The 17,149-nt window shown below is 53.4% G+C and carries 8 protein-coding genes; 4 read left to right on the forward strand and 4 right to left on the reverse strand.

The features are described from left to right. Window positions 1-12: 12 nt before the first annotated feature. Complete coding sequence (locus UNDKW_RS03055) at window positions 13-2,007, reverse strand: DUF6585 family protein (RefSeq protein ID WP_232063220.1); 1,995 nt, start codon at window positions 2,005-2,007, stop codon at window positions 13-15. Window positions 2,008-2,286: 279 nt separating this feature from the next. On the opposite strand from UNDKW_RS03055, the gene UNDKW_RS03060 reads away from it, so the two are divergent. From UNDKW_RS03060 to UNDKW_RS03075, 4 genes are all read left to right on the forward strand, one after another. Beyond that, complete coding sequence (locus tag UNDKW_RS03060) at window positions 2,287-3,981, forward strand: serine hydrolase (RefSeq protein ID WP_162057527.1); 1,695 nt, start codon at window positions 2,287-2,289, stop codon at window positions 3,979-3,981. 281 nt (window positions 3,982-4,262) lie between these two features. Beyond that, complete coding sequence (locus UNDKW_RS03065) at window positions 4,263-4,847, forward strand: metal-dependent hydrolase (RefSeq protein WP_162057528.1); 585 nt, start codon at window positions 4,263-4,265, stop codon at window positions 4,845-4,847. 333 nt (window positions 4,848-5,180) lie between these two features. Next, window positions 5,181-7,193 carry a glycosyl hydrolase family 18 protein gene (locus UNDKW_RS30240; protein WP_304941454.1) on the forward strand — a complete coding sequence of 671 codons (2,013 nt, stop codon included), beginning with the start codon at window positions 5,181-5,183 and terminating at the stop codon, window positions 7,191-7,193. Between the two features lie 100 nt (window positions 7,194-7,293). Further along, complete coding sequence (locus tag UNDKW_RS03075; protein WP_174247561.1) at window positions 7,294-8,334, forward strand: cupin-like domain-containing protein; 1,041 nt, start codon at window positions 7,294-7,296, stop codon at window positions 8,332-8,334. 112 nt (window positions 8,335-8,446) lie between these two features. Here the strand turns inward: UNDKW_RS03075 and UNDKW_RS30245 are convergent, their stop codons facing one another. From UNDKW_RS30245 to UNDKW_RS03090, 3 genes are all read right to left on the reverse strand, one after another. Next, window positions 8,447-10,138: a chitinase gene (locus UNDKW_RS30245; protein WP_232063221.1), complete on the reverse strand. Its 1,692-nt coding sequence runs from the start codon at window positions 10,136-10,138 to the stop codon at window positions 8,447-8,449. A gap of 479 nt (window positions 10,139-10,617) precedes the next feature. Then, window positions 10,618-11,352, reverse strand: coding sequence for an ABC transporter substrate-binding protein (locus tag UNDKW_RS03085; RefSeq protein WP_162057529.1), 735 nt, complete (start codon window positions 11,350-11,352; stop codon window positions 10,618-10,620). Window positions 11,353-11,961: 609 nt separating this feature from the next. Beyond that, window positions 11,962-17,049, reverse strand: coding sequence for an NACHT domain-containing protein (locus UNDKW_RS03090; protein ID WP_162057530.1), 5,088 nt, complete (start codon window positions 17,047-17,049; stop codon window positions 11,962-11,964). Window positions 17,050-17,149 lie beyond the last annotated feature (100 nt).

Here is a 17,149-nt window from a genome sequence, read left to right on the forward strand (position 1 = left end):
TGCAAGCCACAATCATGTTTTTTGCGGAACCCGGATACCGATCAAAGCTGGATTGATTTTGGACATGGGTACCGCACTTTCCATGGCGATGGCAACAGCGACATACGCTGGCGTGGTGGTGCTAACCTGGTCTATGACATCCTGTATGGCAAGGGCATAGGCGATGGGCCATTCATCAGGACTGGCGCAAAATCTTTCTATCGTGGGTTGCAAGGCAGGCCAAAAATTCTTGAGGTAATTGAGCGGTGTGTCTGACGCCGGAAAGCCACTGGGCAAGCGTGGCTTGCCAAATTCTGCACTGCCCATGGTGTTGCTCACATGCTTGAAGAGTGCGTGCAGGTCGGGCCTGTCTTGCAGTTTTGCGCCATTGCTTTCGGCTGCGCCACATATCATTGACCAGACTGAATACTGGCTTTCTGCCAATGGACGGTTGATGGCATCGCCCATAAAGTAGCTTGTGCCATCTTCGCATTCCACCTTGATGATTGCCGCATTTCCAGATGGCGTGCCATGCATTTGAGCCCGTGCGCTCATCTGGCAGGAAAAACCAGCCAGCGCACCCAGCATGCTCAACAGCGATTCTATGTGCACGCCCTTGTCATTTTTCATGGCTTCCATCAGGCGCTTGAGAATTTCTCTACCACCCAGTCTGGCACCGATCAAGGGCTCGGTTTTCCGGCGCTCGCTGATGGCTGCCAGCAGGGAATCTGCTACAGCATCAGTCGTGGTGGCAGCGCTGTGGGTTTGCATCTGGTCAGCTTGCACAGGGGATGCTGCTTGCGGAAATGGCCGCCTGGTCGTTGGATTGAAATACATGTTCAGCAGAGGGATCAGGGCGCAAAAATTTGCCAGTGCGGACAAGTTCAGGCTTAACAAGCTTCTTTTCATTGTCCTGTCACGGATGATCAACGTTGTGCTGTACAGAACATGCTTCACCTCTATGCTGCCGATATCGTTTGCATTGATCACCTTGTTTGCAGTCATGAGCTGGGTCTTGCGTACTTTTAAGGCAGAAAAATCCAGGCTTGCGCCTTGTTCATATTTTTCCAATAAATGTGGAAAAAGGATTTTTTCCTGCAATTGACGCAGGCGGGTCAGCAGTTCACCCATATTAGCGATATTGTTGGGGATGATCAGTTCAGTGCTGCGGGAGCTACGGTTTTTTAAAATCAGGCAATCATTGAGTCGCCCGGAAAAAAGCGCCGCCATGCTGGTGCTGTTACGTGCGTGATTCTCATAAATGCTGAGCTCCGTCGAGAAGCTGATCAATCCGGCCTCCAGAGGGCCCTGTACGGTCAGGCCTTTTTCATAAACATGTACTTGGTAGTTGAACTGACTGACAATCAAGAGCAGCGAAGGTGTGAGAAGGAGAATGCCGAGCAAAAAAACCGGCCAGGACGCAATGGTCCAGCCCATCGCGAGTGGCAAATAAGAGAAAATCAGGAGCAAGTAATGCAATTTCTGCAGCGACCAGTTTTTCTGGTAGCTGGCGACCAGAGGCCCCAATGCGGCAGCTGTGAATTCGTCGGCAAATTTTTTCTTGCGTGCATGTGCAACTTGAGTCATGCGCAACAGCAGATACAAAAGCAGGATAAGAAATGGCATCCACAAGGCATTGCCGATGAGGTAATCGATCAACCTGATGCGGTAGCCAGGCAAGGGTGTGGGCAGCATGCCGTTTTGCTGCAGCTCTTTGATACGCTCTGGCGACAAGGGGTAATAGTCAGTCGGACTGCCCTTGACGCCCATGACAAATCCTTCATCTGTAATGTTATATGGGAGTAAAAACACGTCAGTGCGCAAGCGCCTGCCCAGATATAAGACTTCGCCATCATTCCCGCGTGCGCTGGTATTTGCCACCCAGTCGATTTCATAATTTGAGTTGACGACACTGGCCTGTGCATTGGCACCGTATAAACAAAATAAAACAAATAAGCAGATGGGCAGTAAACGAAAAATTGGAAGAACGGCAGGTCGCAAGGGGATTTCCTGAAAAAGGGCAGACAAGGGCAGATAAGGGTAGGTGCAGGTACTGCTGTAAAAGCTGATCAGGCATCAGTATGCCATTGAGCGGCCACACTTGCCAGGCGACCCAGCGGCAGTTTTGTCAGAAAGCAGCTCTGGAATTGTTCTTTTTTTACTTGTCTTGTTGTAATATGAGCAGCATTTTGCTGGGCAATGTTGTCATGCAGTGACAGGGTCGGGCAGGTGCATCGCGCATCTTTGCATAATGCACGTACATATTTTTTTGCCAATGGCATGCAAAATATACATAAAGGAATGTTCATGAAGATATCTTCAACCCTGCTCGCAGTATGCAGTCTCCTCATTCTGGGGCCAGTCGCTGCGGCAGAAGACTTCGCTGCAGCCGCGCAAAAAGTCGCCAGCGCCCGCATCAGCAGTGCCGCGATTCCTGGCTTGGTGGTCGTTACCGTAAATGGCCAGGAGCAAAAAATACAGGGCTTTGGCCTGGTCACCAATGGTACCGATGGCAAAAAACAGTCTCACCTGCCCGATGCCAATACCGTTTTTGAAATCGGCTCAGTCAGCAAAACCTTCACTGCCTTATTGCTGGCAGACATGCACGCGCGTGGCGTGCTCAAGCTTGATGATACTGTGGCAGCGCTGCTACCTGCCTACACCATACCGCAATATCAGGGCCGTGCCATCACCCTGCTGGATCTGGCTACTCAGACTTCAGCTTTGCCACGGATGCCTGCGAATCTCTTGCCCAGGCAGGCGGACAACCCTTATGCAGATTACTCAGAGAATAATCTGCGCGATTTTTTGCGCAGCTATCAACTGACACGTGCGCCAGGCGCAAAGTATGAATATTCCAACCTCGGCTTTGGCTTGCTGGGCCAGACATTGTCTGCGCGAGCTGGCAAGTCTTATGCAGAGCTGGTGCAGGAGCGCATTGCCAAGCCGCTGGGAATGGCAGATACCGGCATCGCCCTGACTGCCAACATGCAAAACAATCTGGCAATTGGTCATGATGCTCAAGGCAAGACTGTCGCCAACTGGGACATGCCCACACTCGCAGGTGCAGGGGCCTTGCGTTCCAGCGCACAAGACATGCTGCGCTATTTGCAGGCACACATGCATGGTGCCAATGTCAAAGTACCGGCAGGTTTGCAGCTGGTACAACAGCCACAACGTACTACCGGCATGCCGGGTTTGCAGATCGCTTTGGCCTGGCATGTGCAAAGTGTGCGCGGTCAGACTGTGGTCTGGCATAACGGCATGACGGGCGGTTATGCATCCTTCATCGGTTTTACGGCAGATGGCCAGCGTGGTGTCGTGGTGCTGGCCAATGCCAGCGTCAATGTTGATGACATAGGCATGGCAGCTTTGCTGCCCGCAGCGCCTGCTGCCGATGTCGGCAATACAGCCACCGACAAGCTCAGCGCGAAACAACTGGCAGAATACTCAGGGCGCTATCAGCTTGCCCCTGGTGCCATCCTTAACATCAGCGCCGGGCCAGATGGCCTGTTGGCGCAATTGACAGGGCAGCCACAGGCGCCAGTATTCCCGCGCAAGAAAGATGAATTTTTTTATAAAGTGGTTGAAGCCAGCCTGCAATTTGAGCGTGATGCCAATGGCAAGATACAGTCAGTGACCCTGCACCAGAACGGCCATGCCTCGCCCGCACCGCGCATAGGCGAGGCTGCTCCAGAAGCGGCTTCAAACGCAAGCAGGCGTACAGAAATAAGCCTGCCTGCTGAACAGCTTAAACAATATGTCGGCAGCTATACTCTGGCACCCGGCTTCAAACTCATCATCAGCGAACAGTCAGGCCAGCTATTTGCGCAGGCCACAGGCCAGGGCAGCAATGCTATCTTTGCCGAGGCAAAAGACAAATTCTTTTTAAAGGTCGTCGATGCCCAACTGAGCTTCCAGCGCCAGGCCGATGGCAAGATCAGCGGTCTGGTACTGCATCAAAATGGCCGCAATATGCCGGGGCCGCGTGATGCGGATTAGTCCGCTTCACAGCTTGCCCCACGCTTAGCGGATAGTCGAATACAGCAGCCTGAGTGGCGAATGTAAGTTTGCCACTTTGTGACCAACAGATAATCGCTTTTATCAGTCTCATATCCGTCAGACTTTGCAACTACCAGTTGCCTATGCAGCCGCTGTCCAAACTATCCGGGCTGAAAGTTATCCATAGTCTTTCAGCCACTTCACACCCACCGCACACACACTTCACACTGCAAGACTAAGCTGGCGCATCTTTATTAGCTGCCACTTGGCTACCTTCACCGATGTCTTCTTTGCTGGCTCATGTCGCTGCTGGCCTGACGCTGTATTTTTGCCGCAGGGATCAGCGGCCACGGCTGCATGTCAATATGGCTCTGCCGGTCTTGCTGGCGATTGCTCCTGATTTTGATTATTTTGGTATCTGGTTTTTTCATCTGCGCTATGAACAGCGCTTCACGCATTCGCTGCTGTTTTGCCTGATGACAGGCGCAGTTGCTTGTTACCTTGTTCGCCGCGTCGGACGGCAATCGCCTGCCATGCCGGGTTTCTGGATATTGCTGTTGGCGGCATGCTCACATCTCTTGCTTGATATGCTGGTAGGACGGGCTCTGCCTTTGTTGTGGCCGTTTGTAACAACTGAGTTTTCCCTGCCCCTGGTGTTGCTGCCAGGGGCCTCACATACCGGGCTGGTCAGTTATGCTTTCTGGCGCAACCTGATCATGGAAGCGTGCCTGCTCTTGCCCATGCTGGCGGCCATGGTGATGCTGGTGCGACGCGTACCTGTGCGGAGCTACATGCCAGAAATCCTGCTGGTACTGGCGATGTGGTCAGGCCTGGTCTTTGCCGGAGGGCGGCTTGTAACTATCTGATAGTTTACGCCAGCATCATGGACAATTTTTTAACCTATACCTTGTTTTTAGTGGTAATACCACTTTAATTAATTGTAAGTATTGGTATTGTTATGGTATCTGAATTGTTTAACCTGTTTTTATCCTTACGCCCCACAGTTTTTACTTTCCAAAGCCCGATGTGCTGAATTGGACTCTTACTTTGTAACAATATTTTGTTTCAAAAAAAACCACTTGACCGCCTGATATTTAAGCAACATCGTTGCTTCAGTTTCTGCTCAAAATGAAACAGGAACGACGAAAGTGACCCCACAAAACCGGGGCATTTATCTATCAACAGTTCAGGGGAATAGGATGAGACATAGAACTGGAATTCGCATTAATCACCTCATGCTCAGTCTGGTCGGCGGTATGCTGGCAGCCTGCGGCGGAGGAAGTAACACCAGCAGTTTGACAGACACACCGAAGGCCGGTGCGCACATGGCGATGCCGCCAGCAGAGGTGCCCAGCAGTTGTGCAGTCTGGAGCAGCACTCAGGTTTATACCCAGGGTAATTGCGTTACCTATCAGGGCGTAACCTATAAAGCCAAGTGGTGGACGCAGGGGAATGTGCCAGGCACAGAACAGTGGGGACCATGGGAAGTAAGCACGGTCACGCCAACACCGACCCCAACTCCGACACCTACGCCGACGCCTACTCCGACGCCAACGCCGACGCCCACTCCTACGCCTACATCAGGGTGTGCGCCTTATGTGGCAGGAACCAGTTATCTGGCAGGCAGTGTCGTCAGCAATGCCGGTGGCTATTATCGCTGCGATGTCGCGGGTTGGTGTTCTACCGGTGCTTCTGCTTATGAGCCCGGTGTAGGTTGGGCCTGGACCAGCGCCTGGACTGCGGTGACTGTCAGTGCCTGCCCAACGCCAACACCAACGCCAACGCCAACGCCAACGCCAACGCCAACACCAACACCAACACCAACACCAACACCAACACCAACACCAACACCAACACCAACACCAACACCAACACCAACACCAACACCAACACCAACACCAACACCAACACCAGTCGGTGGCCGCGAAGTTGGCTCCTACTTTGCACAATGGGGTGTGTATGGCCGCGGCTATGAAGTGGCAGATATCCACACCACGCAGACACCAGTCAATGGCGTCCAGACCAGCATCGCTGATCAACTGACCTTCATTAACTACGCCTTTGGCAATGTGTATGCAAAAAATGGCGGCTATGAATGCGATATGGTGACCAAGGCAGAGACCGGCAATAACGTGCCGGCACCAGCAGATGCGGGTACCGGTGGTGATGCCTTTGCCGATTACCAGCGTCAGCCAGCACGCACCGTCGATGGCAAAACCATACCCTGGGACGCCAAGCTCACCGGCAATTTTGCGCAACTGAAATTGTTGAAGGCCGCGCATCCGAACCTGAAAGTCTTTATCTCACTCGGTGGCTGGACCTGGTCGAAGTTCTTCTCTGCCGCAGCGAAGACGGATGCCCTGCGCAAGCAACTCGCGAAGTCTTGCGTCAAGCAATTCATCGCAGGTGATTTGCCGGTGCAGGATGGCCGCGGTGGTCCTGGTGCAGCCAAAGGTGTGTTTGATGGTATCGACATCGACTGGGAATACCCAGGCGGTGGCGGGCAGCCGTATAACACTTTTGATGCTGTCAACGACAAACATAACTTCACTTTGTTGATGGCAGAATTCCGTGCGCAACTCGATGCGCAAGGGGCTCTCGACAACAAGCGTTATGCGCTGACTGCAGCGATAGGCGCGGGCACTGAAAAAATCGCCCAGACCGAGCCTGCCTTGTATAGCCAGTACATGGATTGGGTGAATGTCATGACCTATGACTTCCATGGCGGTTGGGAAAACACCACCAACTTCCATTCACCGCTGTACCATGACCCTGCAGACCCATCCACGGGTGTGCTGGCCAAGTACAATAGTGATGATGCGATCCAGGCTTTGGTCACCGCTGGCATGCCACGCAATAAGATCTTGCTGGGCATTCCATTCTACGGGCGTGGCTGGAAAGGCGTCAGTGCCGGGCCAAATGGAAACGGCCTGTACCAGGCAACTGGTGGGCCAGCGCCGGCTACTTATGAAGCAGGGATAGAAGACTACAAGGTCTTGAAAAACAAGACCGGTACGCGCACCCTGCATCCGGTGACCAAGCAACTGATGTTGTTGACCAATAATGGCGAATGGTGGAGTTATGATGACCCTGCTGTCATTGCCATTAAAATGAAGTATGTGCGTGACCAGAACCTGCGTGGCGCATTTACCTGGGAGCTTGATGGCGATGCCAGCGGTACCCTGGGTAGCGAAGTCTGGAAAGGGCGATAAGCCTGATTAGTGGAATGGTATAGTCCATTAATAGTGTAGGGCTGCGGGTGTGATGAACAATACCATCACATCCGCAGTTTTTTCAGCGAGAGGAAAGTACATGAATGCACAACTTGGTTTGCATGCGCCAATAAAGCAAACAGCCCAGCCCATGAGCGATGAATGGCGTCGCTGGATCGCAGAAAATTTGCTGCTCGGCGCGCACCCGGCAACCCTGGAAAATGTCTTGCAAAAAAATTCTTTCAGCCTGCACACAGCACGACTGGAAATCAGTGCAGCTTTATCCAGTCCCTATTTTCAAGGCGTGCAAAGGCTCAAGAACCGACTCGACAAGCGTGACTGGGTATTGGCCATCTCGGCCAAACTCGATCAGATAGAACCGATGACGCTGGAGCGCAAACAGCAGTTATCCGGTGAACAGTTTTTGCATGACTATTACCAGCAAAACCGCCCCGTCATCATTACCGGCATGCTGGACGATTGTCCGGCGCGCAGCCGCTGGAACCTGGCCTGGTTCAGCGAACATTTTGCCGAGCGTCAGGTGGAAGTGCAATTTGGCCGCAATAGCGACGCCAATTATGAAATGAACAGCATCGCCCACAAACGCCAGATGTGCTTTGGTGAGTATGTCGATCTGGTAGAAAAAAATGGTCATAGCAATGACATGTACATGACCGCGAATAATGATTCCAGCAACCGTAAAGCACTTAATGAACTGTGGGAAGACGTGCCTTCATTGCCAGAGTATCTGAAGACCGATCAGGGCAAGCAGGGTTTTTTCTGGTTTGGCCCGGCGGGCACGATTACGCCTTTCCACCATGACCTGACCAATAATTTCATGATGCAGATCATGGGACGCAAGCGCGTGAAACTCATCGCGCCATGCCACCTCGCCAAACTGCAAAATGAACGCCATTGCTTTACGCCAGTCGATGGCCGCAACATCGACCTGACACGCTTCCCTCAGATGCGGGATGTGCCTGTGCTGGAATGTGTATTGGAGCCGGGCGAGATATTATTCCTGCCTGTGGGATGGTGGCATTTTGTAGAATCACTGGATATTTCTGTCACCATCGCTGCGACAAATTTTCGCTGGGATAATGACTTCTTCAGTAATTACCCGGCCAATCACGACTTTTGATCAACAGTCTTTCATCATAAGAAAACTGCGCTTGCGGCGTATGCCGGAGCGCTTTTTTTTGTATCGGTTATCCATGCCTTGCCTGTCATCTGACAGGCAAGGCATTTCTACATCAAGGCAAGGTTTTCAAGACAGCCTTGGTCGGCGCCGAGAAGTTGTAGCCGTCATGTTTATCCCAGTTGATAGACCAGGTCATGACCCCTCTGAAGCCAGGGTAAGCCTGTTTGGGGACGATGGTGCCGCAGTTCAGCAACTTGGTTAAACAGTTCAGCGCATTGCTGACATCTGCTGACGTGGTAAAGCCGGAATTGGCTGAACTACGGCCAGACGGCACACCAAAAGCAACCTGGTCAGGACGCAAGCCGGCAAAGCTATTACCGCCATAGGTAAAGCCCTCGATCAGCATTTTTGCCGTGCCCACCAGTTGGTCTGCCGAGCCTGCCCTGAGTGGTGCAGACTGGTAAGGTGTGTAGATATCGCCATTGTTGTAATACTGTGGGTGCAGGATAGTCAGTTCATCGCGCAGCGCATTGATGATGGGGATATACGCACCCCAGATTGAGCCGTAAGAAGTGAAGCCACCTTCCACATATACCCATTCCGGTGCCATCGACAGGTAGAAGTTTGCCCCGACTTTGGCTTTCAGTTTTTTGACAGCGACCGGCAGATAAGTCTGGATAGCGGCACCCTGCGCCACGCCGTTTTCAAGATCAAGATCAATACCATCAAAACCATATTTACTGATGATGCCGTACAGGCTGTTGGCAAAGTTGGTTGCCTCTGCATCAGAGCCTACCGAGACTGAGCCATTCTGGCCGCCCAGTGATAGCACGACTTTTTTGCCTTGCGCCTGCTTGGTCTTGATGTCTGCAATAAATTGCGCTTCGCTACCCGCACCTGGGTCCAGCGTAAAGCTCACATTGCCACCGCCTGCATTGTCACCGAACGAAACGACGATCACATCCCAGTCATTGCTGACTTGCGCGATAGGATAGGTATTTCCGCTCGGGTTCGTAAAGTTGTGCCAGTAACCGACCAGTGCATGCTTGGCCAGGCCAGGGACGGGCGTGGGAGTCGGAGTTGGTGTGGGCGTGGGCGTCGGCGTTGGTGTCGGGGTAGGCGTTGGTGTTGGGGTAGGCGTCGGCGTTGGTGTCGGCGTGGGTGTTGGGGTAGGTGTCGGCGTAGGGCAGGCACTTGATGTGACTGAGGTCCACGCACTTGTCCAGGCCCAGCCTACACCAGGCTCATAAGCCGATGCACCGGTTGAACACCAGCCCGCTACATCGCAACGATAAAAGCCACCCGCATTGCTGACCACTTTTCCAGCGGCGTATTGGGTGCCAGCGACGTATGGAGAGCAGCTTGGTGTTGGTGTCGGAGTTGGAGTTGGTGTGGGGGTAGGCGTAGGTGTCGGGGTTGGTGTCGGCGTTGGGGTTGGTGTAGGAGTCGGCGTTGGTGTTGGAGTAGGGGTAGGCGTGGCATCACAAGCCCCTTTGCCTGTCCAGGGTTTACCGCTTCCAGACGCGCCGCTATTGGTCGCGGGGTTTTCATTTTGCGTCCACCAGTTTGCCACATAATTATTGCCACCTGTACTGACCAGGGCACCGCCGTTGTAGGCCGTTGCTGCATCCCAGGCCGCATAGCATGCTGTAGAAGCCACTGCTGGCGGAGCCTGTGGCGGCGTGTTTGCCTGCCCATTGCCTGCTGCACTGCCACTGCCACCACCGCATGCAACCAGCAAGCTACCGCTCGTCGCACACACCAGCATGTTTTGAATCAGGTTTCTTAAAGTTGTATTTTCCACTGCCGTCTCCCCCGTGATTTTGTGAATTCAGAAAATGTGTTTATTCCCCCAGATACATTCTTGATACGCTTGCCCTTGCTGCAGACAAGCGCTCAGGATTCAAGCATGTAGGCCTTGAATTTGGACGTCAACTGGTTTTGTTTTTATCTTGCCACTTAGATACCACTTAATTGACAGGCAACAAGATGCAATGGAAATAAGAATCAGGTAAACAGTATGTGCCTGGCTTTGACTGTTCCTTGATCAGACCAGCCCTGACAGTTTGCAACAGTGGTATTAGCGCTTTTTTATCAGCATGGATGATTGCTGATGGGACGATGTTGAATACAGGTACAGCACCAGCTTGCGCAGGCGCTGGAACGGGCCTGTGACCTGTTATCTATTGGGTGGCTGGGACTGGGTGCTGCCCTGATGTGGTGAGCCAGATGTGCTGGACAATCAGGCTGGATTGCCAGTCTCAGAGCTGCACAGGTACAGGCTCACTCCTGGTACTTTTCAAATAATTTCGTCAATGTACCCTGGCGCTCAAGCAAGGTGATTGCCGCCCTGATCTTCTTCGCATCTTCCACTGCCAGGGTTTTTGACAGTATCATGTAAAGCTCATCTTTCAGCATCACCTTGGGTAGCAGTCTGATCTGGCCTTCCAACCCTGCCTGCCGTATTTCTGCAGCGATGCCGGGCGAGCGGTGGCAATAAAAGCGGCCCCTGCGCGCAAGCAATTTGTTCAGGTTGGATCTGGATGAGACTGCGCTGGAATCGACTTGCAAGCCACCGAGATTCTTCAAGCGTTCATTGATGGCATAGTTATGCATGGATAGGATAATGCCATCCTTGCCAAGCTTGCGTATGTCATCCCAGCTTGATACCTGTATGTCGTCGTCGGCGCGCACCGCCAGCAGGTAATTGACAGAAATAATAGGCGTATCGATGTAGTCGTAGAGCAGGGCGCGTTCTTTGGTATGCAGCACGCCGCAAATCGCATCAACAGGCCCGGCCATGATCCTGACCAGCGGCAGCCATTTCTGGTCGCCGACAAATTTAATGCCGGGCTCCACTGCCTCTATGGCCCGCATGATGTCAATACATATACCGCCAACAGCAGGTTTGCCGTCTTGTACTATAGCGATGAATTTGGGGGCAGACGCTTCTTGCGCGGCTGTCCTGATCAGGCTTTGCGCACTGGCAGGCCCGGCAAAAAATAACAGGGAGGCCATGAGCAGTAGAAAGCACCCTGCGCTTTTAATACTCAATGCGAAGCAAGCCAGGTATCGCCTCAATTCATTGCCTCCGTTTTTATATTTATTAGCGTCGCATCTCGGTTCGATTTTAGCCAGAGACAAGCTTGCGAGCGCTTTTCATTATTGTACGCCAGCGTATGCGCGATGTCGCTGTGATTCAAGAGAACAGGATTTCATCTGCCACACCAATAGCACCTGAACTGCTCTGCTGTGTAACACAGGACCAAAACAGGGCAGGCCAGCGTTCAGTGCCTCTGGATTGCGCATATCCCCTGGGAAACGCCATTCCCACCACATTGTCCCCGTTTGCTTTGCGAACCAGGCCGCTTACTTCTCTGTGCCATATGGATTTTCTGCAGAAAAATGTTGCATGTAAAGATACATCATTATTTTTTCTTGATCATGCAAAATGGTAAAGCTGAATTAAATCAATTCATTACTTTAAAAATTCAGACAGGACTTGGTTGTTCATGACTTCTGCGCATCATTGATTGATGTTGACTGGTATTGATCACTCGCGCTCAGCTTGGCAAAGTTAGTGCCGGGAACAACATCAAACATTTTCTGTTCCCCCGCTTTTGCTGATCAAGATAATTCATCATTCATTTCTTCAGGGCTGAGCTGCCAGACTACAGGCCAGTTGTTTTCATCCATGGCACTCCATTTCAAATAGCGCCATGCGTTTCCGCTTACATGCAATAAGACGTTGGTAGTGGGAATCCAGGCAGCGGCACCACCGTCGATGATCGTACTGACGCGTAGTGTTTGCCCAGTGACTGCATCCCACAGGCGCACGGTGTTGTCGTCTGACGCCGAGAGCACGCTATGCCCATCAGGTGAAAACATGTAAGACCTCACCCAGTCCGCATGTCCAGCAAATTCCTTTAGCAGTGTGCCGGTGGCGGTCTCCCACAGGCGTAGGGTATTGTCGTTTGAAACCGAAAGCACGCTATGCCCATCAGGTGAAAACGCGCAGGACGTTACCGTATCCGCACGTCCAACGAATTCCCTAAGCATTGTGCCGGTGGCGGTCTCCCACAGACGCAGGGTGTTGTCGTTTGAAACCGAGAGCACGCTATGCCCATCAGGCGAAAACGCGCAAGATATCACCCAATCCGTATGTCCAGCAAACTCCTTTAGCAGCCTGCCGGTGGTGGTTTCCCACAGGCGCATCGAGTTGTCGTCTGAAGCCGAGAGCACGCTATGTCCATCAGGCGAAAACACACAGGACCTCACCGTATCCGAATGTCCCACAAACATCCGTAGCAGCGCGCCGGTGGCGGTCTCCCACAGGCGCAGGGTATTGTCGTCTGAAGCCGAGAGCACGCTATGTCCATCAGGCGAAAACACACAGGACCTCACCGTATCCGCATGTCCCACAAACTCCCGCAGCAGTGTGCCGGTGGCGGTCTCCCACAGGCGCAGGGTCTTGTCGGTTGACGCCGAAAGCAGGCGATGCCCATCTGGAGAAAACACACAGGATCTCACCCAATCCCCATGTCCCACAAATTCCCGTAGCAGTCTGCCGGTGGCTGTCTCCCACAGGCGCAGGGTATTGTCGTCTGACGCCGAAAGCACGCTATGCCCATCAGGCGAAAACGCGTGGAACATCACCCAATCCGTATGTCCAACAAACTCCGTTAGCAGCGTGCCGGTAGCTGTCTCCCACAGGCGCACGGTTTTGTCGTCTGACGCCGAGAGCACGCTATGCCCATCAGGCGAAAACACACAGGACCTCACCCAATCCGTATGTCCAACAAACCCCCGTAGCAGCGTGCCGGTGGCGGTCTCCCACAGGAGGAGGGTCTTATCGTCTGACGCCGAGAGCACGCTATGCCCATCAGGCGAAAACACACAGGACCTCACCCAATCCGTATGTCCAACAAACTCCCGTAGCAACGTGCCGGTGGCTGTCTCCCACAGGCGCACAGTCTTGTCGTTTGACGCCGAGAGCAGGCTACGTCCATCAGGGGAAAACGCGCAGGATGTTACCGTATCCGCACGTCCAGCGAATTCCCTAAGCAGCGTGCCGGTGGCTGTCTCCCACAGGCGCAGGGTCTTGTCGTCTGACGCCGAGAGCAGGCTATGCCCATCAGGTGAAAACGCGCAGGACGTTACCGCATTCGCATGTCCAACAAACTCCCTAAGCAGCTTACCAGTGGTGGTCTCCCACAGACGCAGGGTATTGTCGTCTGAAGCCGAGAGCAGGCTACGACCGTCAGGCGAAAACGCGCATGACGTCACCGTACCCGCATGCCCCACAAACTCCCGTAGCAGCATGCCAGTGGCGGTCTCCCACAGGCGCATGGTGTTGTCATGTGAAGCCGAGAGCAGGCAATGTCCGTCAGGCGAAAACGCGCAGGACGTTACCGTACCCGCATGTCCAGCAAACTCCTGTAGCAGCGTGCCGGTGGCGGTTTCCCACAGGCGCAGGGTGTTGTCGTCTGAAGCCGAGAGCACGCTATGCCCATCAGGCGAAAACGCGCAAGACGTTACCCCAGACGTATGTCCATGTAACCAGGCTAATTTTCTTTGGGCTTTCATATGATGCCCGGGCGGTACCCAAGCCGCCCTGATTCCTGACGCCACCTGTGGCCGCATCTGACTACCATCTACCGCTGCTTCAACCCAGCTGCTATCCGCCAATTCACAATGCAGCAACTCTGCCTGCTCGCAACTACTGTGATCAAACACGGCAGCGCGCAAATCGACGTTCCAGAACTTGGCGCGTCGCAAATTGCCGTGGCTGAAGTTGCAGCCTGCCAGATTCAGACGACGATGTGTCTGGCTGCCAGGCAGGGGCTCTTCACTACGACTACCAAAGCGCCAGTCGCTCAGGTCTGCGCCCTGCAGGTCCATGCCATCCAGGCGCGGTACGGGCCAGCCTGAAGTGTGGGCTCGCAAGCCGTAGGCCAATTGCAGTTCACTAGCCAGCGCCAGGTAAGGGCTACGCCATGCTGCCAGTGTTTGCAAGGGGCCTGGCCCGCCAACATCCGGGTCCCATTCAGCCAATAGCTGCCCCAGAAAGTCCAGTGTTTCGTCACTGACCATGGGCAGGCGCCAGTCCTCGCGCGCATTAACGCTGTGACTGCGCAGCGCCTGTAACAAATACTCTGCCAGGAAGAATTCTTGCAAGGATGTATGGGCGAATTCAAAGCGACTCTCTTTGCCCTCCACATCGACACGCTTCAGGAAGGTGGAATTGCGTAAATCTTCCTGCAATAGATCACGTGGCTTGGTTTGAAAGTCTTCATGCGGGCCTTGTTGCGCCAGCCACTGACCCAGCCAGCTTTCCAGTTGTCTGGCTGTGATGCCTTTGAGTTTGTTGCGCCAAAAATGTGCTGCCAATGCACTCGCCAACGACAGCTTGTCTTCTGGTTGAAAACTCTGTTTCTCTTTGTCGCGGATCAGCCATTGTTTGGCTACTTCACGGTATAAGGTGGCACCCGTGACACGCTTGCCCTGAGCGCGCCACTGTTCCAGCATGGGCACAAAGTCGGCCACCAGTTTTAATGTGAAGGGCCGGCCGGCCAGCTCACGCAGGTTGTGCACCGCCTCAATCTGCGCCATCAACTGCTCAATATTGTTACTGGGAAATACCGCCGTCATATAGCTGCGTATCTGCTGCTCTGTCAGCGGTTGTAATAGCAGGGCACGGTATTGGCTTTGATTTTGGCTCCCCCGGTGTTCTCCGGTCAAGTGATTGTCTTGCTCAGACAGTGAGCGAAAAAACTGGGTGCGACAGCTCAGCAGCACACGTGGCGGTTTGCTCTGTTTTTTGGTTTTTTGCCGCTCACGTGCCTCGGGCAGCACACGCAACAAATTGGCTGTAAAACTCAGGCCTTGCTTGTCACCTATGCGCGACAGCACTTCATCAAGTCCATCAAAAATCACCAGTGCACCACTATCTATGCTGTCCACGACATCTTCATAAGTGGGCAGTACTCCATCGGTTTGCAAATAACCGTTACGCAAGCAGTCGCTGATGGTTTCTTGCAGTGTTGGTACTTTGCCTGGGTGTTGCGCACTCGCAGCCAGCAAAGTGTCCACTTTGCGCAAGTCAAAATACAGTGCGGCTGGACTATCGATGTTCAGTCTGCGCTGCTGCTGCAGGTGGGCCGTCACACGCTGTAGTGTGGTGGTTTTACCCATGCCGTATTCACCAAGCAGGGCATAAATGGGGCGTTCTTCTGGCTCATTTAACCAGGTCAGGATGTCATCAAATGCCACGACCTTTCTGGGGTCATTTTCTTGGCCTTCGTGGTGACCTGCAGCTCCCAAAGCATGCAATTCTGCACGATAACCATACTGGCCACTTACCAATGGCTTGCCGTCATCAATGACGTCGAGATGGGCGCGTTCAAGACACTGACGACGCAAAGCCAGTGCGGCAAGCTTGTCGGTGGCGACGTTTGTTGCTGAATGTGGGCGTTCTGCATCTTCGGCAATGTCACCATACAGTTGCCCGTCACCGAGCATGGCCTTGATCACCATCGCTGCATTGGCTGCTGCAAGTTTTTGCTTGTTCTCTTTACCTTCAACTTTATTGCCATCGGCAAAGTCGCATATGGCTTTAACAACTATCCAGTCCACCGTTGTATCGTCGAGCGCTTTGGCTACGCCAGCGGCTTCCATTTCGCCACCGACGATGCCCGCTGGCCCTGCTATGGCTTTCAGTTTTTCGCGATAGTCGTAGTTGTCCACCAGTTTTTCGCCGGTCAGCATGCCGCCAAATTCCAGTGTGGGCCAATCAGGTTTGCTGTGATCATGTTTATTGCGAATATCAAGAGTTTCAAGCGTGCGCACCAGGCGACGTGAGGCGGGAGGGCGGTCACCGGCCAACGTGAAGCTGCCATTTTTGTTGATGCGTGTTGCCTCATAGTCCACGATGAATTTGGAAACCAGCACGTCCCCCACTTTTTGCTTTTGCTCGTCAACACCAAAGGCAATGCCGACGCTGATAATGGCTGCGGGCTTGTAGGCCTGATGCAAATCACTGGCAGTGCGTTGCGACTCTCTATTACCCTGGCGGCTATGGTAGTGAAGCACGCGCACATTGCCATGTTGCCCCAACTCATCGACGCTGACCGCTTGACCGGAGTGGTGTTTGTTGGCGACGGGCGGCGTGCTGTCGCCCGCCCAGAAGGTCTTGCGCACGGCGGCAAACTCGTTCTCGTTGTAGGTGATCAGCGCTACCACAGGGGCTTCGCCAACAGGCATGCCGGTCTGGCCTATGATGAGGCGGTTTTCTGGTATGGCGCTCAGCCCCTCCAGTTCTGCAATGGCAGTTGGTGGCGGGCCAGTGAACCACAGTCTGCGGTTGGCCGTGCCCTGGTCTTTGGCACCCACATAGGTAAAATCCAGTGACATGCCTTGCGCCTGTGCAGCGTCGGTAACGGTGCGCAACAGCTTGGACAGCTGTGCACTGGCACCCTTGGTTTCGGCCATGGGGAACAGCGTCGTATGCAGGGTTTTGACCACGACTGAGCCTTCATCATCCAGGCTTTGCAAGAGTTTGTCGATCAGTTCCCGTGCAGCCGGACTGAGCTTGTCTTGCAGGCGGCGCACCACATTATTGGCCTGCGCACGGCTTAATTTGCGTAGATTGGCTGACGAGCTTGCCTGATCTGCCAAGCCTTCGTGAGCGGTGGAGGATGATTTCCGGGTTGCCATGATGCGCCTTTGGTTGATGTTGCTCAGTGGGGACGCTTAATCTTAGAACTATCCAACTCATTAATCAAGAAGTATTGGTAGCATTGGGTTGTATTGATAA

Source organism: Undibacterium sp. KW1 (assembly GCF_009937955.1).
Taxonomy (GTDB): domain Bacteria; phylum Pseudomonadota; class Gammaproteobacteria; order Burkholderiales; family Burkholderiaceae_D; genus Undibacterium.

What these genes read in the sequence shown, in the direction of transcription:
- UNDKW_RS03060 (WP_162057527.1), top strand. Translation starts at nt 2,287, where the DNA reads ATGAAGATATCTTCAACCCTGCTCGCAGTATGCAGTCTCCTCATTCTG.
- UNDKW_RS03065 (WP_162057528.1), top strand. Translation starts at nt 4,263, where the DNA reads ATGTCTTCTTTGCTGGCTCATGTCGCTGCTGGCCTGACGCTGTATTTT.
- UNDKW_RS30240 (WP_304941454.1), top strand. Translation starts at nt 5,181, where the DNA reads ATGAGACATAGAACTGGAATTCGCATTAATCACCTCATGCTCAGTCTG.
- UNDKW_RS03075 (WP_174247561.1), top strand. Translation starts at nt 7,294, where the DNA reads ATGAATGCACAACTTGGTTTGCATGCGCCAATAAAGCAAACAGCCCAG.
- UNDKW_RS03085 (WP_162057529.1), bottom strand. Translation starts at nt 11,352, where the DNA reads ATGGCCTCCCTGTTATTTTTTGCCGGGCCTGCCAGTGCGCAAAGCCTG.
- UNDKW_RS03090 (WP_162057530.1), bottom strand. Translation starts at nt 17,049, where the DNA reads ATGGCAACCCGGAAATCATCCTCCACCGCTCACGAAGGCTTGGCAGAT.